Source organism: Erwinia psidii (genome assembly GCF_003846135.1).
Taxonomy (GTDB): Bacteria; Pseudomonadota; Gammaproteobacteria; order Enterobacterales; family Enterobacteriaceae; genus Erwinia; species Erwinia psidii.
Window position 1 is genome coordinate 203,806 of the sequence record NZ_RHHM01000002.1, and the last position, 23,515, is coordinate 227,320.

Here is a 23,515-nt window from a genome sequence, read left to right on the forward strand (position 1 = left end):
TTTATTTCTCCAGTCCTGACAGATGCAACATTAAATGAATGACTTCAGCGGCGATGGCCGGTGCCAGTCGGTAGCCGGAACCATTGCAGCCTGCGGCATAAATAACGCCATCATTCGCGCGGATAACGGTTGGTTCACTGCCTGGGCTGTAAGCGTCACAAAATACCCGACCATCGTGGATCTGGTCGGCCAGCGCGGGGGCATATTTCGCCAGGGTGTCGCGCGCATTAGCGAGATCGGCAGCGGTAAGCGCTCGGATCGTTTCCGGGTCCACATCCCACTCTTTGCAGGTGTAGCTGAACAGCCACTGTTTACGGTGATGACAGGGGAGCAAAAAGGCGTCTTCCTCATCGAAGACGATTAACGGTGCCTGTTCTGTCGGGGTAACGTTAATGTGCGCCGCAACGATTTTTTTCACCCGAATGCCGCTGGCGGAAAGCGCTTTATGGCACAAAGGATGATTAACCCACGGCCCCGGCACCACAATGGTCTGACGTGCATGGAGATTAACACCGGAACGCAGTGAAAGCAGGTAGCCATTGGTATCGCGCTGAATGGATTCCACTTCCGTCCCTTCGAGATAATCAATATTGTCGCGTAGTGAGTGCATATAATAATTAACCAGCGCAAAGACATTGGCATAATTTGCCCCATTACCTTTCAACACCCGCAAATCATCCCCTGCTGCTGCCGTCAAATCGATAATATCGCTGCTGCAATTTGCCAGCTGATGAAAACCGACCAGTGGGAGATATTTTTCTTCCACCCGTGGCCTGTTACCACTCTCTGTTATTAATTCCATTGCCAGCGGATATATTGGCGCACCGTCGTTTATTAAAGACTGATAATAATCATGACTGTATGCCGACATTTTTCTGACTTTTTCACTTCCGCCCCGTGGGAAATGAACGCCGGCAGAATAAAAAGAGGCACCGGCACCGGAAAGTTTTTTATCAATAACAGCAATGGTTAATTTGGGATAATTATTTATCAGCTCTCTGGCGATGGTGGACCCAAGGATACCCCCACCGACAATCGCGATGTCATATTTCAACATGATGTTACATTCCCAGAATGATGCTTCGACTTAGCTCAGAAAACTGTGTGATATTCTCTTCCACTCTTTTTCATCAAAATCAATTTTCAGGGTTTCCAGTACATTATTTTCCGCAGGCGGTGCCCAGTCGATAAAAGAGGGATGTTGATGAGAAGGATATTCCCCGCACAGGCGGCCCATAATACGTTGTGCCCGCCATGCATTCAGGCTGAGGTTTACATCCGGCAGGCCACGCTGTCCACGTACCGCATTCTGGACAAAAATGTTATTTTCTTTTGGCCCATCCCACCGCACGGCGAAATCTTCATCCACCACAAATTCCTCTTTTTCACGGTGGATACGCTCATCCAGCGCGCCGAGAAAATGTTTTTCAGTGGGAGCATAACCGGTGGCCCAGACGATAACGTCCGTTTCCTGCGTCTCCATGCCCGATGAATCAAGATGGCAGTATTCCACCTGCCAGCGGTTGTTTGCCGTTGGTTTCACATTGCTGACCGAGCGGCTGGTCTGCATGGCAATCTGTATCTGTCCCGGCGTGATAAAGTTCAGGCTGTAGAGCGTCTGATAAATCTGGCGTAGCGTGGATTCCGAAATACCGTCTGACGTCAGGATATTTTCCCGGTTGGTGCGCTGACGAAGATGTAACGGCAGCCGGTTGAAATAGTCTGAATAGCAGGGCATATAAAAATCATTGGTGAAAGTGGAGTCATCAATGGGGAAGAAATTGCGCCGCCGCGAGATCCAGTGAATGCTGCCAGGCCTTTCGCCCTGCGGTTTTGACAACAGGTCAAGAAACACTTCGGCCCCCGACTGCCCCCCGCCAATAATCGTTACCCGCTTCCCGGCCAGCGAGCTTTTTCTTTGCATATACTGACTGACATGGAATTGCGTCTGCCCAATATGCGCGGTGGCAAAATCCGGTACCCACGGCTGAGTCCCTACGCCAATAGCAATATTTTCGGCGGTGAGTTCTCTTTTATCGGTGACAATCCTGAATACGTTGTCAAAATCGATATTAAGCACCCTCTCGCCAAATACCACATTTTCATTTTTTTCGGCGGCCCAGGCTAAATAGTTGCGAAATTCCCGGCGGGGGATTTCATCAAAATGGGCATTCAGAAAGTGGTAAATACGCCCTTTCTCATGCAGATAGGCCAGAAAAGTAAACGGGTTTGTTGGATCGGTCAGGGTACTGAGATCTTTAAACAGAGAAACCTGTAATGTGGCCCCATCGATCATCTGGTCATCATGCCAGGAAAAAGCAGATTTTCCGTCGAGGAAAATATTTTTTATATCCTGCTTACCATACATCAGCGACGCCAGACTTAAATTGGCCGGTCCCGCACCAATTCCCAACAGCGTATAATGTGACTGTACATCTTTGCGAGATCCGGTCATATATTTTTCCTTAATACAGCGTCAAAGATAATTATTCAGTAACTTTGCTTGCATTGATATTTTCAGGGATGCTGTGTTCACTTTTGGTTTTGACGGTCTCCGTAGCGTAATATCCGCATACCACTGCGGCGAAGAATGATCCGAGAGAAACAACCGGCCAGACGGCGGTGCCCAGTTGCAGATAGAGCCAGCCCCCGACCACCGGCCCCACCGCAATGCCCATGCTGAACATAAAGTGAAAACTGCCGAGGTAGTGCGCCTTGAGATGGCGCGGTCCGGCGTTGGCCGGGAAGGCAAAGAATGCCGGGCCGGAGATGATCTCCCCCACCGACCAGATCAGCGTTCCCACAATCAGCGCCGCCGGGCCTATCGGCACGGCATAAAACGCCACGCCGCTGCCAATCAGGGCAAAACCCAGCGCCAGCATTTTGCGTCTGTCATGGTTCTGGGTGATTTTGGTGAGCAGTAATTCAAAGCAGATAACAATAATCCCGTTCAGCGATACCGCCAGCGTGTACCAGAACAGGCCGATTTTCTGGTCTTCCACATACATTGGCAAAGTGGTGATGTATTGAACATACACCGCCGAATGGCACAGCGTAGCCAGCAAAAAGAGCACGAAGCGACGGTCAGCCAGCACCGCCAGGTAGCCGCGACCGCTCTGCGTATCCGACGGTGATGTTTCAGTGGGCGTACGGGTTTTGCCCGGCAGGGTCAGCATCGCTAACAGCGCATACAACCCGGCAATGATCGCCTCACCCCAGAACAGCCAGGTAAAGCTTTCGCCGCCCCAGTGATACAGCGCGAAGCCAATCAGCGGTGCACCGGTCGCGCCCAGATTCAGCCCAAGTCGGTAGATGGCAAAAATCATGGTCTGACGCTCCACCGGCGTCTGCTGTGAAAGAAGCGCCGAGGAGGCCGGACGGAACAGCTGGGCGCAAAGGCTGGCCAACGCCACCACCAGCAAAATAGCCGTAAAATGATGCAGAAAGAGCAGTGCCGCCGTCAGCACCGCCGTCGCTCCCATGCTAATCATACTGGCACTACGCGTTCCCAGCCGTTCGCTGAGGCTGCCGCCAACCAGGGCGCCGGTCACCGCACCCGCACCATAAATAAACAGTGCGACGATGGTTTGTTGATGGGAGTAACCCAGTGAAACAAGAAACAGCACGATAAAAATCTGCAAAAAGCCGGACAGACGGTTAATCATCACGCCAAACAGCACAACTTTCGATGACAGTGGGCTTTGTGCAAAGGTTTCCCATACACCGGGTGTCGCGGAATGCTTAGTCATGATATGCCTCAATGTCTACGGTGATGGTGGTTCTCACTTCCGCTTCCAGCCGATCCAGATCCTCCTCGCAGGTGGCATCAATAAAGAAGGTCACCGCCCGGTCGTCGGAAGAATGCAGTGCGGTCAGCCGCTCGCCGCGTTTTTTATGGACAAACACCGCACGTAACGCGGGTGCATCCTGCGGCAGACCTGGCAGAATTTCCGGCCAGGTCTGGCTGTCTTCAATCCAGCTGACCTGAACGCCAGGCCAGCACACCTGTACATCCTTCAGCACGCCCGGACAGTGCTCCAGATACACCTGGCGTGCCACGCGGCGCGCGGCCGGATAGCTGGCTTTCTCACCCAGCATAATTTTAATAATGGCGGACTCCAGCGGCTCTCCGCATGCCAGACGGTAAAGGGGCAGGATGCCATCTCCCGGCGTACGGGCGGCAATCTCCATCAGGTAAGGTTTGCCATCGCTGCAAAGACGCCATTCGGAATGGGCAATACCATCAGAAAAATCAAGATCACGCAGCACCTGCTGTGCCGCATCCAGCAACAGTGCATTTTCCGATCCCGAACCGGGCACCGTATGCGCCAGCTCCACAAAGGTATTGCTGTGCCGATCGGTGGTCATTTTGTGCGTCACGGAAGAGAAAATAATCTCGCCATGTTGCACCAGGGATTCCACTGAGTACTCCTGCCCTACCACCCGTTGTTCCAACAGCAGGGTTTCATAAGCCGGATAGTCCACCAGCGCTGCAGATGCCTGCTGTTCGTTATCAACAGAAATCACCCCGGATGAAGAGTGGCGCGTTGCCGGTTTGAGGATCAAAGGCCAGGACAGCGTACTCCAGTCAATTTCCTGCCGTTTTTCCGGCGCGATCACCCGCGAAAGCGGGCTGAACTGACTCAGGTAGAAACGCTGTAAATATTTACTGCGGCAGACGCGGGTTGCCCGCAGGCCGGGACTGCACAGACCCAACGCATCGGCAACAATCCCGGTAGGCTCTACCAGCGTTTCCCCCACCGCGAACGCACCGACGATACGGTACTGCTGTTGCCACTGTTGCAACGCGGCAATGACGCTGGGATTAAACGAGGCTTCCCTGTCCAGCGCCCCCTGTACATAAGCGATCTCTGCTATCAGCGCGGTGACGCTCTGGCGATCGTCACGGGCGGCCTCTGCCCCCTGGCGATAAGATTCCGGGGTGATAACCAGAATGGTAATGTCCCGGTTCGCCAGCTCGCGCAGGTAGAGTGAGTTGCGGCAGATGACCCAAAATGCACCTGTCAGTACAAAAGCACGAGGCAAAACTTTTTCAACGTTCATCAATAAACCTTGTAAGCCGTTAAAGGGTCAGTTCGGGTATACGGGCATTGCCGGATGGCCGGTAGCCGGTACAGCGCAAAGCGTCGATGGCTGTCGGGTTATGCTGCCCTAGCGCGTCGATAAAACCACTGGCAATCGCCACCGCCAGTCCCTGGCCAGGACAGCGGTGGCGTCCGTGGCTGAAGGTGAAACAACGGCTGTCAGCACGGCCCGGAATAAATTCGTCTGCCTGCGGGTTAGCCTGTGGATCTCGGTTAGCGGCGGCCAGCAGCAGCAATACCGCGTCGCCAGCCGCAATCTCGTCACCGCGCCAGCGGAAGGGCGCGGCGGCGAAGCGGCGGGTGTTCTGAATGGGCGCATCAAAACGCGCCACTTCCTCCACAAAGGCGCTCAGCGGAGCCTCGCAAAACGCCTGCGGAAAGCGTTGTGCTGCCAGCAATGCGTTACCGATCAGCCCGGCGGTAGCATCATAGGTTTGTGACAGCAGGCCGATACCGTTGGCAATTAATCCGGCCTGATGCGGCCAGTCGTCGGCGACCGCCGCATGGAGCAGGGCGGCCAGAAGCGTTCCCGCTTTTACCCGCTCAAGCTGGTCGGCATAGCGCGTTAACAGTTGTTCCGCCGCGCGGCTTGCTCGCACCTGTTGTTCCGCCGTAGCGGAAGCAGGAATGCACAGCACAAACTCCGCGATAAGCGCGGTCATTTCCGGCAGCTCATCGTTGGTAAAGCCGCACAGCGATGCCACTACCGTCGCCGGAAGCGTAAAGAGCAGCGCGTTAATATCGTCATGCCGCTGTAAACGGCAAAGCGTGGTATCGAAAGCCTGTTGTCGCACCTGCCGCAGATCCGCTGTGGCCATCGCCTGGACGATGATGCTTTTCAGCCGCTGCTGGTATTCGCCTTCACGCATACGCACCAGGTTGCCAAAGACCTCACCCGCCGGGGTGCCTGTCAGGCCCACCGGAACCGGTTCTGAAACCGGACGAACCTGAAGCTGCACCGCCTCCAGAATCGCGGTAACGGACGCCGCATCGGCAGCGATCCACAGTTTGAGCTGCGGATCGAAACAGAACGGCTGCTCACGGGTTAACGCGTCGTACCAGCCATAGGGGTTTTCATGCCGGATAGCACTGAGCGGATCCAGTATAATATCGCTCATTGCAGATCCTCCCGGTGCTGTACGCGGTGGGTATCCAGTGCCGACGCGATGTTCATCAGTAACGCATCCGACGCCCCTTCATAAATACGTAATGGGCGGATTTGGCGATAAAGACGCGCTATCTGGCTGTCGGCGACCACGCCAGCCGCACCAAGCATTTGCAGTGCATCATCAACGATGCGGCTGGCCTGCTCGGTGGCGAAGTATTTCGCCATCGCCGAACTTTTGCCAAAGCCCGCCTGCCCACAATCCATCTGCCAGGCAGCGTGCGCCGTCATCAGCGTGGCCGCCGACAGGGTAATCTCCATTTTTGCCAGCGTGGCTTTGACCAGCTGTAAATCTATCAGCCGCCCCTGATAGATTTTTCTGCGTGCGGCATGACGCAATGCAATATCCGCCGCCCGACGGGCAAAACCGATGGCCGCACTGGCTACCGTCATGCGAAAGCGGTCAAGAATATCCAGTGCGATAATGAATCCCTGCCCCGGCTTACCCAACAGGTTTTCCGCCGGCACACGCACCTGGTCAAAGTGCAGATGCGCCCAGGCGCGCGGCGCGATAGCCTCCAGCGGACGGTGACTGATGCCCGTCAGCGCGGCATCGACAATAAAGGCACTCAGTCCCAGCGGGCCTGGCCCTTCACCGGTGCGGGCAATCACTATCAGGCAATCGGCAATGTCACCCTGGGCAATCCACGCTTTATCGCCGTTCAGCACATAATGATCGCCGTCACGTGTCGCGCTCAGCGCCACCGCGGCGACGTCCGATCCCGCCTCCGGCTCTGACAGCGCGAAAGCCGCCGCGAACTCCCCGCTGGCCAGCCGGGCAAGATAATGCTGGTGCTGCACCTCGTTACCATAGCGACGGATCACGCTGCCGCTCAGGGTCTGAATCGACCAGGCAAAATCCAGCAAATCGTGATGGTAGGCCAGCGTCTGACGAAACAGACAGGCGGTGCGGGCATCGGCTGCCTGGCTTTGTTTCGGCCCGGAGAGGTGCGCCAGCCAGCCCGCATGTCCCAGCAAACGCAGCAGGTGTTTCCCCCGTGCGGCACTGTCCGCTTCATCGTGTGGTTGAAGGTGTTGCTGTTGGCACCAGTTATCCAGTGCAGTGACCTGTTCGATATGTTCAGGCTGATAAAAAGGCAGTGTTAACATCGCTTTATCATGACTGAATAGGTTTCTCATCGCGCCGCCCTGTCTCCATGCCAATCCCGGCAGGCTTCGCCTGCGGGACTGGCTGTCAATGTGATTGTGGTGTGAAAGTCAGATCAGCAGTTCACTGTAATCCGTCTTCTCAGGTGCATTTCCGGTGTGCAGATCGTTTTCAAGGTAGAGGGCAAAAGAGGCGTAGCCGCGCCATATGCGACGCCAGCGCTGCTGTAACGCCTCCACGCTCAGGCCTGGCTTGCAGTCATCCAGATAATCAATAATCAGGTCAACGGCCTGCCGTGAATGGCCTGCGGAAAAATTATCAATGGTGAGATGGGCCTCTTCATAAATAGTGTCGAAACCATAATGACGCAGCTTTTGGATCTCATGCATGCGCATTTCACCCAGCCCCAGCATTTCAATCCCAAGGTTGTAGCCCAGCAGTTCTTCATAAAAGGTGTCAGGAAACTGTGACATTGCCAGCTGGTGCAGCGAAAAATCGTAAATATCGGGTAGCTCATCCTGCTGGCAGAACGCCTTTTCACGGATAGGTGGCAGGTTGATCCCCATACTCTTCAGTACGCGCAATATCAGCGTGATATGGTTTTTTTCATAGTCACCCAGCCCCATTTCATCTGCGTAAATCGCTAACATTTTGCCGTCCGATCGTCGGTAGTTACGCAGGGTGCCGCCAAAACGGTGCGCCCACGCGCCGTCGATCATGCTGCCCAGGGCCATCAGCTTCTGGCCGAACAGCACGCTGTCGCGATCGGGGATCCCGGTCAGGCGCTCATAAGGCTGGACCAGCTTCTCCCAGTAGATGTTTTCCATCCTGGACAGCAGCGCCTCAGGGGTGTAGTCGAAATAGCTGGCATCGGTATAGCGCCCGCCGTTGCCAGTGATAAACAGCACTTCCGCCTGTTGCAGGGTCTGCTCAACCCGCTGTTTCAGCAGCGCCAGATGGCTGGCATAGTGCTCAATATTCACCAGCTGATAAAACAGTTCCCGGTTGTCCGGCAGCGACGCACTCTGCCAGATTATGTGCGCCTCCGGCGAGGTGTTCCGGCAGCGTTGCAGCCAGTTTGCCGCCTGCTCACTGCCGGCTTCGGCATGACAGGTCAGCCGGATCGCTGCTCCACCCGACGAAGCGGCAATCCAGCGAGCCATGGTTGCTGCTTCATGCGCACTGAAAATGCCAAACATCGAGCCACCAAAACGCACCGCCTTCTGGAAACTGCATTCGCCAGTCCCTGAGTGCGGCTGACGCAGATATGGCGAGGCACGCAGGGCGCGTAAAAATGAGGCCATATCAACGTTCGCGTCCTCAGGCCACTCTGCCAGGCTGCGCTTTTCCAGACGAATACGCTGATGTTGCTTGCCTGCCAGCGGCAGATGGCGACGCACAATTTCCGCCATCCGGTCATCCTCTGTGCGCTGTTCCAGCTGGCTTTTTAGCGTCAGTAGCATCTCACTGTGCGCCAGCTCCAGCTCCACGGCGCGGGCCACGGCATCCAGCATCCGTTTTTCGCTGGCCGCCCCCTGCGCACCCTGCTGGCAGTGCTGCAAAAAGGTTGCCATCAGCGTATCCAGCTGGGCTTTTGCAATGGGGGCAGGCAGGCCAAGCAACACATCATCAAATCCCAGGCTGTAGTAAGCATAATGAAAGCCCACCACCTCCGGCAGATGACTGGCTGACAGGCGGGACAACGCCAGCCAGAAATTCGCCTGCCAGGCGGTAAGTTCAACACTGCCCAGGCTTTCAATGATGCCAGCGGTATAAACTTCAGGGATGGCGATACCCAGCGCGGCAAACTGCCGGTAGCGCTGCCGTTGCTGGCTGTCGGCCATTTCGCCTTGCCCTTTCAGGGCGAAGTTTTGCCCACTGAGCAGGCAAACCACTTCGGCCGGCTCAGTCGCAGGCTGCGAGACATAATCCAGCCAGCAGCCCGCAATCAGTGATAACAGGGCGCGCTGACGCAGAAGTTGCTTACGATCCTCCTCCTGTGCCTGCAAAAGTTGCCCGGCACGCTGATTCAGGGTGGCGTTTGCCGTGGCAATAAAGGCAGGCAGTTCTGCGGCAGTCGGTGCCGGCAAGGCCACGTTGGCACAGGCTGACAGGGTTTGTGTTAACTGGAGGGCCAAAAGCTGTTGCCCTTCACTCTCAATATCGCCGGCAAAAATCTTATACAGCGTCTTCGCCGAACCTTTACTCAGCCAGGAATCCAGCACGGGTTTGGTCTGGGGAGAAAAATGAAACGGTAAATAAGGAAGTGCCGTAGTGCTGTCTGCTATCGCCGTCTTCACTTTTCTTTCCTTTTTTGCAACAGAACTGAGGCGCGTGCGCCAGGAATACTGGCCGCCAGCTGGAATATTCCCCGTGCAGGTAATTGCGCGGCAGCATCCGCATCAATCAGATTAATCAGCGGATCGGCAGAGAAACAGTGGCCAATTCGCGCAATATTGTCGGTAAATAACTGTTCAGCGCGGTACCCCGCCTGACGTTCTTTTAAATTGCACAACGGCAGATAGACGTTGGTGTGAAATAAGCGGCTGATATCGGTGATATCCATTTGCGTGGCGCTGAACAGTTGCTGATTAACCGCTTTCGCCAGCGCTGCCGACAATCCTTCTGTGAGGGTGGTAAGATCCTGCTTTTCGGCACTGGCAAGAATATCGAAGCCGGGCCGGGGGTCGTTGCTGTGGGTTATCAGGCAGCTTGCCGCACCGTCAGAAAACAGGGCAAAATTTTCCAACCGTTTTTGCGGGTCAGCCATGTAATCGCTGGCTATCAGCAAAATCTCTGCCGACTGACCGCTGGCAATACGCGCCTGCGCCAACCGCAATCCTTTCAGTAAATTGGTACAGCGCCCCAGGGTTACGCCAATAATTTCGGCCTGATTAAGTTGCAGGGCGTCAGCAAAGGTGCACAGTAACCGGGTCTGTTCATCGGCATCGGCGGGCAGCGAGCTGCTACAAAAAATCACCGTATCTGCCGTTCTGTCCGGCGACGCTGCCAGCGTTTTAGCCGCGCTTTCCACCGCCAGCTGCACAAAAGAAGTGGTGGTTTCACGCACCGCTCCCCACCCCCACACTCCAGGCAGTTCAGGCATGGAAAACGCAGCGGCTCGCTGCTGCCAGCCGGGGATCTGGTCATACGGCACGGTTTGCTCACCCAGCACGTAATGTGGGGCAACCATTTTTGCCTGTCGGCCCGGAGAACTGACCATCACAGTTTTCCTTCAGTAAGCAGTTTCGCCACGTCAAAATAACCCACGGCCTGGTCAAGAAAGTGACAGCTTCCGTCGTGCTGAAGCTCCTGCAGCGCGGAGAAAAAGCCGCCCAGCGCGGCGCGGGATAAGGCAGATCCCAGGCTGACGCGCGAGACGCCAAGAGCAAACAGCTCGGCAACCGTCAGCCGGTTTCCTGCCCCAAGCAGCACGTTGACCGGCACATCCACCGCACGGCAGACCGCTTTGATTGCCTCAGCGTCAGGCAGAGCCGGGGCATACACCACATCCGCACCGGCTTTCTCATAGGCTTTTAACCGGGCGATAGTGTCCTGAAGATCGTGCACGCCGTAGAGGAAGTTTTCAGCACGGGCGGTGAGGGTAAAGGGAAATGGCAGCCCCCTGGCCGCTGCCACTGCGGCTTCAACGCGCATGACGGAGGATGCAAAGTCTCTGATTGGGCGTGCACCGTCACCGGCGTAATCTTCGATGGAGCATCCCACCGCCCCGGTCGCCGCCGCCGCCCGGATATTGCTGATAATGCCGTCGGCATCCGCGGCAAATCCATCCTCCAGATCGACAGAGAGCGGTAATGCGCTGATGCTGGCTATCTGGCTGGCATTTTCCAGGGTTTCAGACAGGGTTACCGCCGCAGTGCGGTCAAGCTTGCCCAGCGAAAAGGCCAGCCCGGCGCTGGTAGTACCGAGCGCCCTGAATCCTGCTTTTTCCATTAATATTGCCGTACCGCGATCCCACGGATTGGGCATAACGAAAGGCGCGCCGTCAATATGGAGGCGTTTAAACTTCTCACCTTTTATTTTTTGCGCCGCAATTAACTGACTCGTCTCATTATTGACAGTCATGGTTATATTCCAATTTTTTTATAAGGCGTTTAATAAAGAATTAAATAATCAGTGTCTGCTGCCCGCAGTTATAACTCTGTGTGCTGAGGACGTGCTTAATAATATCGACCACGGACTGCGGATACTGATTAAAATAAAAATGATCGCCGGGAACGGTAAAACAGCTGTAAGCTTCCGACGTCACTGAACGCCACTGCCCGGTTGCCTCTGACGAGACATGAGGGTCCTGGTCACCCAGTATACTAAAGACGGGAATGGAGAGCATATTGCCAGCGTGATGCTTATAGCGGCCAATCAGCTCAAAATCTTTCCTGAGCCTTGCCAGAAAAAGGCTGATAAATTCGTTACTGGCTGCCAGCTGCGGGTCCAGACCATTAAAGAAAACCATCTCTTTGGCAAACGCTTCATCAGTCATCCCATTCATTTTCACCACTCTGGCGGAGGGAATGCTGGCAGGTGCCGCACTGCCAGAAACAATCAATCCACGGGCGGATTTTTTTACCTTACGGGCCACTTCGTAAGCCAGCACGGCCCCCATACTGTGGCCGAAAAGATAAAAGTCGCCGTGATAAACAGCATCAATTTGTTGCGCAATGTCCGCCGACAGGGCTTCCACAGAGGCGGGATAAGGTTCTGCGAAACGGTGACCAGTGCCCGGCAAACAGATGGCGATAAGACAAACCTCCGAGAGGAGAGATTCCTGCCACTGCAAATACGCTTCTGCATTACCACCCGCGTGAGAAAAACAGAAAACGTGAGGGTACGAGGGATTGCCTTTCGGGCTTTTTTTAAACCAAACGTTCCCTTTCATCAATCATCTCTTTCATTAGTAGATGTGAATATTTTGTTTCAAAACCCTCAATAATTGTTAATCAAATTATCACCACACTATTTAAGCGTCAACATCAATTGTATTTTTATCCTATGCCGTATCGGCAAAAAGATTGCCAAAAAGCGCAAAAAAGAATCAAACATTAAATAAATAAAAAAAATAATACTTCAATATCAATATGTTATTGAGACGGTGATTTTTTTAATAAAAATCACCTTACCCTGACAACAGGTTAGGCCACCTGAATTGTACTAATTGGTACACTATTAGTTTTTCTTGCCATTATCGACCACCATCGGCACAGGAACCACTTGCAAAAGCGTCAGGAAACCACCCACCGGTCCGCAGATCTGACCTGCACGTGACAAGAAACCCTGCGTTAGCCCGTAACGCATAGCCAGTCCTGACCCTGAGATCATTGAGAAACCACAACGCATTGTCCGTGTCCGAAATGCAAGGAAGCCAGCTCAGGCTAGCTGGATGGCTGCGTCAGATACCGCTACAGTGGCCCATTTCAGATAATATCTGTTCAGTGAGAAGTGAAGACCCGCAAGTGCGCGTGGTGACCGGATTTCTTACTTCCAGAGCCCCCCATTGCACTGTAAGGGTTGGCAAAGCGTGGAGCACTATTACGCGCGGTTGCCATCAGTAATAAGCACAATCAGTCTATTTATATGCCGGAAATAATATTAATTTTAATTCACCGCAGAAAAGAACATAAATATTGTTCAGCAGATAATGAAATAAAGTTAAGGCTGTTTTTTACAAAAAATCAGAGAAAATAAAAGAATTTAACCCCTGCGGCATAACATACAGTTAACCTATTTTTTATGCCGTGGTATCGCCTGTCAATACAGACGACAAGCAGGGCCAATCCTGCGGCAGACACAGTACAAACATCCGTGATGACACGCTTATCGCGTCACCAAAACGTTATTTTAACCTGGCGAACCCCGTTATTATCACCTTCACCCGTTCTGGCGGGGGCTGATATATCTCCTGCGGGTTATTCTGCACGATAGCGCAGCGTGGCGGGCAGAATGATTTGATTAACGAGCGGCTCCTGGCCCTGGATCAGCTGGGTTGCAATGGAGAAACACTCCTGGGCAAGCCGGGGGACATTTTGCTCGACGGTATCAATATTAAGTGACAGCGAATCATACAGATAGTGATCGTCAAAGCTGGCGATGTGTATTTCGCTGTTCAACAGGCGATGCTGGCTCATATAGCGCAATACCCCTTCCAGCAGACCACAGGCGGCGGTAAACAGGGCTTTCGGCGGACGGCCCAGTTGCGCACAAAGCGCCGCAAACATCTCATAACCACTGCTGGGATGATAGTTACCGTGGATAATCCACTCAGGATTTGGCGTCACGCCAGCCCGCTCAAGCCCCAGCATAAAACCAGACAGGCGATCACGGGTGGGTGACAGGCGCGGTTGCCCACCAAGAAAATAGATTTCATCAGGATGGGCACGTGCCAGTCGTTCAACCAAATCAGCGGTGGGAGGGATGGCGTCAGTGACCACCAGCGGTAGCTGTGTGTCATTCATATAGCGGTCAAACAGCACCACAGGCAGCTGCTCACTGAGTTTCACGTAGTCGCTGTCGCTCAGCATACTGGAGGCGACAATCAGCCCATCCACCTGCCGAGCCACCAGGTTATTCACCACCACCATTTCCTGACCGGCGTTCTCGTCGGTGCAGGAAATCAGCAGTTGTAATCCTGCTTCACGGCACAGCGTTTCCAGCTCATGCGAAAAAACAGCGAAACCGTAGTTAGTGATTTCCGGCACCACCAGTCCAAGGGTATGGCTGCGATCGTCACGCAGTAAACGGGCGTGGATACTCGGCTGATAATGATTTTGCCGGGCAACCGTCATCACACGTTCACGCGTCTCTTTCGCCACCCGCAGTTCTTTACCACGACCGTTCAGTACCAGGCTGGCCGTGGCTTTAGACACCCCTGCCAGCGCGGCAATATCACTGATGGTAACTCGTTTTGTTTTTTTCACGGTACAACATCGGTTAATGAAACAGGCCTTATTCTACCATGCAGCGCCGCAACGACCAGTAGCGCGCCTGGACTTCTGCTTTGCCGCTCAGGGTCAAACGAGACGGATGCACCGGGAAGTAGCGACTGCTCATCACTCCTTCGCCATCGTTGATAAAGATTTCAACGCTTGAGTGATCGCAGAGGATCTGCAGCTTACTGGCCGCACCGCACCAGTAACGATACTGCCACTCATTGGTTTCCAGGCTGCGACGGGCCAGACGCAGTTCATCCTGATGCCACTCCAGCACCAGCGTATCAGCAATGTTAAGCGTGACACCGCCCCGACCCTCCAACAGCATCTCCAGACGTTGTGCATCAAGCGCCGGAGCGCTGTCGGCAATACCGTTGAACGTCTGCTCGTCTTCACGCAGCGCCTGTAACTCCACCACCGGCTGCTGATAGAGTCGGCCATTACGTGAACTGAGTTCACGCAGGCAGGTCATCTGGTGTATCCATCCGTGTTCGATGGTCGGCTGGCGCATCTCCTCACCATCCGGTATCCCCATCCAGCCCACCAGCAGGCGACGACCATCATCACACAGGGTGGTCTGTGGGGCGTAAAATTCGAAACCGGCATCCAGCTCGTGAAACTCGCCGTGCTGATAGCGGTTCTGGGTGTAATCAAGATGGCCACTGAGATAGGCACTGCAATGGACGTTAAGGAAACGCTTCTCTTCCCGCGCGATCCCCTGTGGGCAGCAGATAAGATAGGTACTGTCACCCAGCAAGAACATATCAGGGCATTCCCACATATACCCCGTATCGCCCAGGCCACCAAGGCCGCTACCTGCGATCTCCCCCAGATTATGCCAGTTGTGCAGATCGTCTGATTGCAACAACAACACCTTGCCCTTTAGCTGGTGGTCCTGCGCCGCCAGCACCATGAACCAGTGCTGATCGTGCTTCCACACTTTAGGGTCACGCACATGTCCGGTGTAGCCAGCAGGTAATGGGATCACCGGACCGAGCTTCTTAAACCCACCCTTGCGATTCTGTACCGCCAGACACTGCCAGGCGGTGCGGCTGCCGTCATTAAATTTGACGTTGCCGGTATACACCAGCGTCAGCACACCGTTGTTATCCACCGCGCTGCCGGAGTAGCAGCCGGTGCGGTCATATTTTTGTTCAGGCAGCAGCGCGATTGGCTCGTGTTGCCAGTGCAGTAAATCCGCTGAACTCCAGTGGCCCCAGCTTTTGTGCTTATGCTCGCAGCCCAGCGCATTCCACTGGTAAAACAGATGGTAGCGACCGGCAAAATGGATAAAACCATTCGGGTCATTCAGCAGCCCGGTGACAGGAGCAAGGTGCCAGCCAGGGTAGTGACTGTCTTTGAGTGCCACGGGCTGGCCCTTCATCACCGCCTGTAAAAAGGCGCTCAGAAGTGTTGAGGAAGACATTTATTCAGGATCCGTTTTGTATTTAAGCAGGTAAGAAACAACAAAAGCGATGCTAAAGGCGATAACCATACCAATGATATAATTAAGCAGCGAGCTGGCCTGCACAATCGCCATCCCCGGCAGACCGGTCAGCCCAACCGCTGTCATGTAGACATGGGTCGATACCACCCAGGCACCGCCGACGGCACCACCAACCAGACCGGCAATAAAAGGTCTGATAAAGCGCAGATTGATACCAAAAATCGCCGCTTCGGTAATGCCGAGCAAACAGGAGAGTGCGGAAGGCAGCGCAATGGCCTTAATTTTCGCATTTTTCGTTTTTAACCAGACGGCCAGGCAGGCCCCCCCCTGGGCAACGTTAGCCATCGCCCAAATCGGCAGCAGGAAGTTAACGCCAATGGAAGGATTACCCAACAGTCCGGCTTCAATGGCGTGAAAGCTGTGATGCACACCGGTAATGACAATCACCGAATAAAGCCCGCCAAACAACAGACCTGCCAGCCAGCCCGCGTGGGCAATCAGCGTACTGAGCACCATGGAGATACCGTCACCCAGCATACGCCCCGCCGGGCCGATTACCAGTAACGCGACAAAACCGGAGATGATCACGGTCAAAAATGGCGTCAGGATCAGGTCCAGCGCATCCGGGATCACCCGACGCAGCTGCTTCTCCAGCAGGCTCATAAACCATACCGCCAGCAACACCGGGAACACCGTGCCCTGATAGCCGATCATTGCCACTTCGATACCAAAAAAGTTCATGGTATGGAAGCCAGCCGCCACGCCCCAGGCATTGGTCAGCGCCGGGTGGGTAAGGATACCGCCCAGGGTTGCGCCGAGATAGGGATTACCGCCAAATTCACGCGCGGCGGTAAAACCGATCAGGATCGGCAGGATAATAAAGGCCGCCGAGCTGCACATATCCAGCATGATATAGAGCGCGTTATCAGCGTTAACCCAGCCATAGGTTTTCACCATCCCCAACAGGCCCATCAGCAGGCCAGAGGCAACGATGGCCGGAATAATCGGTACAAAAATATTCGACAGGATGCGGGCGATGCGCTGGAACGGATTTAGCTTACGCGCGGCAATATCGGCCGCTTCCGATTTGCTTGATTCGCCGATCCCTGCTTCTTTAATAAAGGCGGCGTGCACTTTGTTAACCACCCCGGTACCAAAAATCACCTGCAACTGTCCGGCATTACGAAAACAGCCTTTCACCCCGTCGATTTTACCAATGGCGTCAGTATCAGCCTTACTGTCATCTGCCAGTACCAGGCGCAGACGTGTGGCGCAGTGCGCGGCGCTGGCGATATTTTCACGCCCGCCGAGTAACGGCAGTATTTCCCGGGAAATTTGTGCAAAATCCATCATAACCTCTGTCTTAATGTCTTACTTTTGTCTTTTACTCACCATCAGAAATGGCCCCGTCAGGGGCCGTATCGTCAGAACCAGGTTTCCATCTGAACACCAAAGTTCCATTCACCTCCGGCTTTGAAGCCGTCGCTGCCGAAAGCGTCATCCCCGGCATAGTTATCCAGGCGATGATCCCAGTCCATCCAGGTGGCAAACAGCCGGATTTCCGGGCGTTTCAGGAAGTCGCCGACATCCCCCGCTTTCAGCGTCGGCGCAACGGTGAATTTATAGAAACTGCCGCTGACCGCGTTGCGATTGTTGTACCCCTCAGGACGCAGATCCATATACTGATAGCTTCCTTCGTACTGCATCTCGAAGTTCTGGTTAATTTCCTGAATCAGACGCAGGTTGGCGGTTGCCCACTGATAGTTGTCGCCTTTGGCATAACGATCCTGGCTGGTTTGTGCCAGCAATGCCGGCGCAATATGCCAGCCACCGCCCAGCGGGGTGATACCATAGGTGGCCAGACGCCAGGTATTGGCTTCCGGCAGCAACGCACCGTCTGAGCCAATGGATTTCACTTCCGCACCCAGGCCGTGACCATACAGCAGCGCGGTTTTGGATAAACCGTCACGCAGACCGTAGAAGCTGTCGTTATGCAGGCCAAGCAGCGCGTGAACGCCCTCGTTTGCCGCGTCGCCCTTGACCTTATTACCGTCAAGATCGAGGCGGTCATCGTTATCTTTGGCACGCATACCGCTGACCATAAATTGCAGCGGACCATAGAAGTTATTCAGTGACAGAATGTAGTTCTGAGCGGTGTTCTCGCTGTTTTCGACATCGCCAAAGGTCCGCCCGTAAACGGACAGGTTGCTGTGGCCCTGATCGCTCCATTTCATATCGTAGATACCCGCGCCGGTTCCGGCGAGGAACACCACATCAGAGTCAATCCAGTGGATATCAAAGTTATCCCGATCGAAGCGTTTCCCGGCCCAGACGGTGGAGTCCTGAAACGCGCCGGTAAAGGTGGGCAGGTGGCCAAGTTCAACAAAGGCCTGACGCACGTTGAGTGAGCTGCTGTCCGCGGTCCAGTCGTTGTAGGTCCGCTGGCCATCAGCAAGCATTACCTTAAAGCGCGTGGTCGCACCATTTGCCAGCGTCTGCTTATGCTCCAGGTTCATTTCAACGTAGGTGTCCGGCTCATTGCCCAGACGACCAACATGGCCACCCGTTTCGCCAGCTGGCGTCATGGTCGGGCCACCCTGGGTTTTCGCAGCGGAACTGTTCATCAGCAGACCGGAACGGGCATAGCCGTGAAATTCAAATCCTTCGCCAGCCGATGATTGTGCCACCGGGGTCACTTTTGGTGCTGCCTCGGTGTTTTTTTGCTCAGTCAGGGTGGTTTGTTGTCCGGCCTGAGTGGAAGAAGTCGGGGTCTGTTGCTGTGTAGCGGCCAGTTTCTGCGCCTGTTTTTCGGCAGCTTCAGCCCGGTTCTCAGCGACATCAGCACGGTGTTCAGCCGCCTGTAAACGCTTTTCCAGCGCGGCCAGACGGGATTCAATACTGTTCATATCAGGTGCTGCCCATGCAGGGCCAGCAGCTGACAATAAACCCACAGTTACGGCAACAGCGAGAGTGCTTTTTTTCATTGTTTTGCATCCCTGGAGAGGAAAGGCTATCGTCACATTATTTTTGCTAAACCGGTTTAGGAGCACATCATAATCATGAGTAATTTCTCGTCGCAATGAAATTTGTTAAACCGAATGAGTGATTGTGAGATAGCTCGCAAAACGATGCGGGATCACCCCAGTTGCTCTTCCAGCTGCTGACGGTAAGGCAGGGCAGTCATCGCCCCTTTCGCCGTGGTAGCCAGTGCGCCACAGATCTGTGCGCTACCCAGCCGGGCGGCCAGCTGCGGTTCATTCTCCGGCAGACCGGACTGTGCCAGCCCCCACAATAACCCCGCGACAAAGGCATCGCCCGCGCCAGTGGTATCCACACTGACCACCGGTAAGGTCGGATAGTGGTAAATCTCACCGTTATGCCACGCCCGAACCCCTGCCCTGCCCTGTGTCACCATCAACAGGCGGATACCGTACTTTTGCGCCAGATGCTCCATACTGCTGTCGATTTGTTCAGCGCCGCTGATAAACGCCAGCTCCTCTTCGGACAGCTTCACCACGTCGGCCAGTTGCAGCGCCTGACTCAGGCAGCTCTGAAGTAATGTCGCGTCCGGCCACAGATCGTGGCGAATGTTGGGATCGAAGCTGATAAACCCGCCCGCCGCCTGCATACGTTCCATCGCGCTGAAGGTGGTGGAGCGGGAAGGTTCCGCCGCAAGGGCAATGGAACAGCAGTGCAGCCATTCACCCTGTTTAAAAGGTGGCAGATCCGACGGCTCAATAAACAGATCGGCGCCGGGACGGACCATAAAGGTAAATGACCGCTCACCCTCATCATCCAGTGCCACCACTACCGTCGAGGTACGGTGTGCCGCATCGGCCAGCATAAACGCGGTATCCACCTGTTCGTCTGCCAACGTCTTACGCATAAAATGGCCGAAGGGGTCATCGCCCACCCGGCCAATAAATCCACTGTTTCCCTGCAATCTGGCAATACCCACCGCCACATTTGCGGGCGCCCCCCCCGGACATTGCAGCAAACGTCCCTGCCCTTCTGGTAAAAGATCCACCACGGCATCACCCAGGCACCATACCCGTACTGACATGAGATCATCTCCCTAACATTCAGATTTAGCTAAATCGGTTTAGCTTTTTGAGTTTTCGATTATGCCTTTCTTGCCTCCTGTCGAAAAGCCGTTATGTCTGAAAATTTGATCCCGTGCTCAATCAGCCATAACCAAAAGGAACGGATGTGTCGGCGTCCCGGTGTTCAGAACGCCGGCATGTAAACTGAATTGACTGATTTTGCGAGGGTGCCTGATTAAGAGCCTGTCCCATCAGGCGTAATTGTCGCAGGCAGTTTGGACACGGACAGCGCGGAGAAACCGGAACGTACACGGAGTACGTGAGGATTTCGAGCACTGCCCAGGGCCAAAATGGCAAGTAATAATAGCCTGATGGGACAGGCTCTGAGTGTAACGGGGCACCGGGCATAATACGTTTGTCAACCGCAGACTACGTTGCCCAGAAATGTCTGTCTGTATTGTTTTATTTGGCCTTTTTTCTGTATCGTCCGGTCACCCCCCCTGCGGAGCAATATTGCCAATCAGGCAAAAGGCGATGATGCGAAACGCAAAGAAAACGATGACTGGGAATCGCCGGAACTGCGAAAGCGTAGAGAGCAGATATCCCCCTAGTTCCTGCCAGACTGGGTTTCATCGCGGGCAGATAACGTGCAGGCGATACGGTTGCCGGTTAATGGCATTACGGTATGACAGCATGAGAAAAAACAGGGGCTGAAGATTTTTCAGACATCACTACACGAGGAAGACATTTTGTCATTTTGCGGGTGTGAAAATCTGACGAGGCGGACCTTAACCCGGTGATATTGCTACCCCATTCAGCCGGGCAGTGGTGAAGTCAGGTTCGTTTTTAGAAGTGTAATGGAAAACGGAATGTATGTATCAGTATGATATAATTCAGAATATGATTTCCTTAATAGCATTTATTGGAAGTAATAATGCTTTTGTTTTCATTTTTATAAGAAAACAGAGGTATTGAAAATAAAAACGTGCAAAAAGTTTATTTTATCTGATGTATGAAAAAGAAATTATTATTGCAATGTATTGATTAAACTCACATGGATATGGCTCTTTCTGAAACAGTCTCGCATAACTCTTTTCCACCGAAGGCCTTTCAGCAGGATATCACTTCCCTCTGTACTGGGCCGTTTTAATCTTGCAACAGATGCACAGGGTATAAACCACGGCACGCCGAATTTTAAACAGTACGAAAGAGTCATAACGTCGCTAAAAGCCTGGCTCAGTTCAGCGCCAGCAGGTTCATTACCAGAACTGTCAGGATGAATGATCAATCCTCAACGCACCGAACAATCGCGGACCGCTCTGACTCAGTTAGCGAGCACCTGTCAACCCCAGCATCAGCGTCGACAATACCCGCTTTACCGCAAAGATCCTTACCGTACTGACTGGCTGACAGGGTTCATGGACAGGCCATGCGGTAAACCGGGTTTGCGCACAGCGCCCACCATTGCAGCAGTGCCAGCCAGGCTGTAAAGCAGTACGACAGGCGGGCTGCGCCTGGACGACCGCAGGGCTGGTAAAAAGGTGATTGAAATAAAAGTATATTTTAAAAATTAATCTTATTTTCACCTCGTTGTAATATGACTTTTCACGCGGAGTGCCACCACAGCTAAAGAAAACTTAACGGCGACCGATAATCAAGCCATATAACAATTCCACGGTTACCGTAGGGCAAATTTTTATTCTCATATTTTTGTTTAGTCAGTTTTTTACGTTTCTCGGGGGGAACCAATTGATTAATTTTTTGAATGGCAAAACGGTCGCCAGCCAGGCATTGTGGCTTGCCGCACTCCGAACCACAATAGTGGTCATTGTGGTGGGATCAATTTCGTATTATTTTGATTATACAACCATTCTTAAGTCGTGCGAGGCTCAGTTACTGATTTCCACACAGCAAAAAATCTTTCGGGAAAGTATTCCCTTCCAGGAAATAATCCAGACAGAAAAAAATTTCCTCGATGAATTTAAAATTTTATACAATAAAGAAAACAACTCCACAAAATATGATAACTATTTCAATGAAATATTTATCAGACACGATGATAATTCTTATACGCAAAACAATAAAATGTATGATGGCTTTACGCTATCAGACGGACAATATGTTTACAGTACCTCTGCCACCTACTCCCCGGATGTTGTGCCAGATGCGGACACCAGAAAAAGATTCGTTCTTTCATACCTGTTATCCTATAAATACGGAGTGGTGCTTAAGAACAGATTTTTAAACTTCTATGGCGTGGTGCCCGAAAAGGGTTTCACCATTTTTCAAAAAGAAGATATTGCCAAAGCGTTCCATTATTCAGGTAATGATGCATTGAATCTTTCTGGCTATGAATTTTTCACTCGCGGTTTCGCCCAAAACGATGGCAATGCCATTTTTACCAGCATCTATTATGACTATTCGAACAAAGCCTGGATGACCACGATTGCAACATCGGATATTCCTTCTGCTGGTGCAAAGCATAAGATGATGGCCTGTGTTGATCTTCTGCTGAATAATTTAATGAAGAGAACCTCTGAGCCTGAAATCAAAGGAACCCGAATTACCGTTTTTGAAGCGACGCAAGAAGGCAAGATAATATCCGATGATAAATATCAAAAAGAGATATTTTCCAGCCAGGGGGCAGCGTCGATAAAATCGCTAAAAATAGAAGATTACTTTCCACTGACTAACGCGGTAGTGAATGATAAGTCATACAAAGTTAACTTGCTGGATTTAAAAAAAGAAATCGTCGCAGTGGGTCGCATTCCTTACACGCCCTGGGCAATCGCCGTGCATTATCCTAAATCGCTGTTATATGCAGAAGTGCTGTTTAATATCAAGGTGATCATTTATCTGGCAATGACAACGCTGGTAATGGAGCTGGTGATATTGTCAAGTGTCCTGAAGAATAAAATAACGATACCTTTGAATAATCTTATTGCTCTGTCGTCCACGGTTATTCCATCGGAAAAAGGCCTTCATTCCTCTGAGCCAAAAAACAATAAAGACGAAATAGAAAGACTGCAAATTGCTTATATCGACATGATGGAAAGGGTGAAAAAATCACAGGAATCACTGGAAGATAAGATAAACGAAAGAACCAAAGAGCTCGAACAGGCTAACCAGGAACTGTTTATTATTTCTCATACCGATCCATTAACCAAAATTGGTAACCGTCGGTTTTTCTTTAATCAGGGTGAGGATTTATTATTAAAGCTGGGTGAGATAAAAAACAAAATCGTACTCGCGGTAATCGACTTTGATTTCTTTAAAAAATATAACGATTTTTATGGTCATCCTCAGGGCGATCAATGCCTTAAGATCGTTGCGAATATTCTTTCTGAAAATATCGATAAGCAAAATGATATTCTGGCACGAATTGGTGGCGAGGAGTTTGCTCTGATAAAAACCGTCGCCGATGAACAGGAAGCAGAGGATTGCATCATCAAACTGTGTCACCGTGTCTCGTCGGAAGCCATCCCACATGCCGGATCGGAAAAAGGCATTGTCACTATCAGCATAGGCTTTATCGCAGAAGAATATAATAAAGACACCACGATTGACTCGTTGGTTTCCAGAGCCGATCGCGCACTTTACATCGCGAAGGATTCAGGAAGAAATACCGTCGTCAATTTCCGTGATATCAAGGATCAATGACAGGATGGCGAGGACACTTTAACGCCCTCGCCATGCATTTTCC

16 protein-coding genes are annotated in these 23,515 nt (G+C 52.7%); 1 reads left to right on the forward strand and 15 read right to left on the reverse strand.

Going from position 1 to position 23,515, the window contains the following annotated elements:
• Window position 1: 1 nt before the first annotated feature.
• The 15 genes from EB241_RS03625 to EB241_RS03695 all read right to left on the reverse strand — a co-directional run bounded on the left by EB241_RS03625 (window position 2) and on the right by EB241_RS03695 (window position 19,832).
• The gene (locus EB241_RS03625) at window positions 2-1,057 is read right to left on the reverse strand and encodes an NAD(P)/FAD-dependent oxidoreductase (RefSeq protein WP_124231849.1); all 1,056 of its coding nucleotides are present in this window, start codon (window positions 1,055-1,057) and stop codon (window positions 2-4) included.
• 30 nt (window positions 1,058-1,087) lie between these two features.
• A complete protein-coding gene (locus EB241_RS03630) occupies window positions 1,088-2,455 on the reverse strand; it encodes a lysine N(6)-hydroxylase/L-ornithine N(5)-oxygenase family protein (RefSeq protein WP_124231850.1) in 1,368 nt (455 codons plus the stop codon).
• Window positions 2,456-2,486: 31 nt separating this feature from the next.
• Window positions 2,487-3,749 carry an MFS transporter gene (locus tag EB241_RS03635; protein ID WP_124231851.1) on the reverse strand — a complete coding sequence of 421 codons (1,263 nt, stop codon included), beginning with the start codon at window positions 3,747-3,749 and terminating at the stop codon, window positions 2,487-2,489.
• Complete coding sequence (locus EB241_RS03640; RefSeq protein WP_124231852.1) at window positions 3,742-5,064, reverse strand: ATP-grasp domain-containing protein; 1,323 nt, start codon at window positions 5,062-5,064, stop codon at window positions 3,742-3,744. Before EB241_RS03640 ends, EB241_RS03635 begins: the two co-directional genes overlap by 8 nt.
• A 19-nt stretch (window positions 5,065-5,083) precedes the next feature.
• A complete protein-coding gene (locus EB241_RS03645) occupies window positions 5,084-6,223 on the reverse strand; it encodes a cytochrome P450 (RefSeq protein ID WP_124231853.1) in 1,140 nt (379 codons plus the stop codon).
• Window positions 6,220-7,410, reverse strand: a complete 1,191-nt coding sequence (locus tag EB241_RS03650; RefSeq protein WP_124231854.1) for an acyl-CoA dehydrogenase family protein — start codon at window positions 7,408-7,410, stop codon at window positions 6,220-6,222. The genes EB241_RS03645 and EB241_RS03650 overlap by 4 nt, the downstream gene beginning before the upstream one ends.
• Window positions 7,411-7,488: 78 nt before the next feature.
• A complete protein-coding gene (locus EB241_RS03655; protein ID WP_124231855.1) occupies window positions 7,489-9,678 on the reverse strand; it encodes an iron-containing redox enzyme family protein in 2,190 nt (729 codons plus the stop codon).
• Complete coding sequence (locus tag EB241_RS03660) at window positions 9,675-10,601, reverse strand: beta-ketoacyl-[acyl-carrier-protein] synthase family protein (protein ID WP_124231856.1); 927 nt, start codon at window positions 10,599-10,601, stop codon at window positions 9,675-9,677. Before EB241_RS03660 ends, EB241_RS03655 begins: the two co-directional genes overlap by 4 nt.
• Window positions 10,601-11,464, reverse strand: coding sequence for an isocitrate lyase/PEP mutase family protein (locus EB241_RS03665; protein ID WP_199737301.1), 864 nt, complete (start codon window positions 11,462-11,464; stop codon window positions 10,601-10,603). Before EB241_RS03665 ends, EB241_RS03660 begins: the two co-directional genes overlap by 1 nt.
• Before the next feature lie 40 nt (window positions 11,465-11,504).
• Window positions 11,505-12,275 carry a thioesterase II family protein gene (locus EB241_RS03670; RefSeq protein ID WP_124231857.1) on the reverse strand — a complete coding sequence of 257 codons (771 nt, stop codon included), beginning with the start codon at window positions 12,273-12,275 and terminating at the stop codon, window positions 11,505-11,507.
• A gap of 1,027 nt (window positions 12,276-13,302) precedes the next feature.
• Window positions 13,303-14,310, reverse strand: a complete 1,008-nt coding sequence (locus EB241_RS03675) for a substrate-binding domain-containing protein (protein ID WP_124231858.1) — start codon at window positions 14,308-14,310, stop codon at window positions 13,303-13,305.
• A gap of 28 nt (window positions 14,311-14,338) precedes the next feature.
• A complete protein-coding gene (locus tag EB241_RS03680; protein WP_124231859.1) occupies window positions 14,339-15,748 on the reverse strand; it encodes a sucrose-6-phosphate hydrolase in 1,410 nt (469 codons plus the stop codon).
• Window positions 15,749-17,119 carry a sucrose-specific PTS transporter subunit IIBC gene (locus EB241_RS03685; protein ID WP_124232031.1) on the reverse strand — a complete coding sequence of 457 codons (1,371 nt, stop codon included), beginning with the start codon at window positions 17,117-17,119 and terminating at the stop codon, window positions 15,749-15,751.
• A gap of 74 nt (window positions 17,120-17,193) precedes the next feature.
• Entirely contained in the window at window positions 17,194-18,753 is a 1,560-nt protein-coding gene (locus tag EB241_RS03690) for a carbohydrate porin (RefSeq protein WP_124231860.1), read from the reverse strand.
• Between the two features lie 152 nt (window positions 18,754-18,905).
• A complete protein-coding gene (locus EB241_RS03695) occupies window positions 18,906-19,832 on the reverse strand; it encodes an aminoimidazole riboside kinase (protein WP_124231861.1) in 927 nt (308 codons plus the stop codon).
• 1,729 nt (window positions 19,833-21,561) lie between these two features.
• Here EB241_RS03695 and EB241_RS03700 point away from each other — a divergent pair.
• Window positions 21,562-23,472: a GGDEF domain-containing protein gene (locus tag EB241_RS03700; RefSeq protein WP_124231862.1), complete on the forward strand. Its 1,911-nt coding sequence runs from the start codon at window positions 21,562-21,564 to the stop codon at window positions 23,470-23,472.
• The last annotated feature ends 43 nt before the right edge of the window (window positions 23,473-23,515 follow it).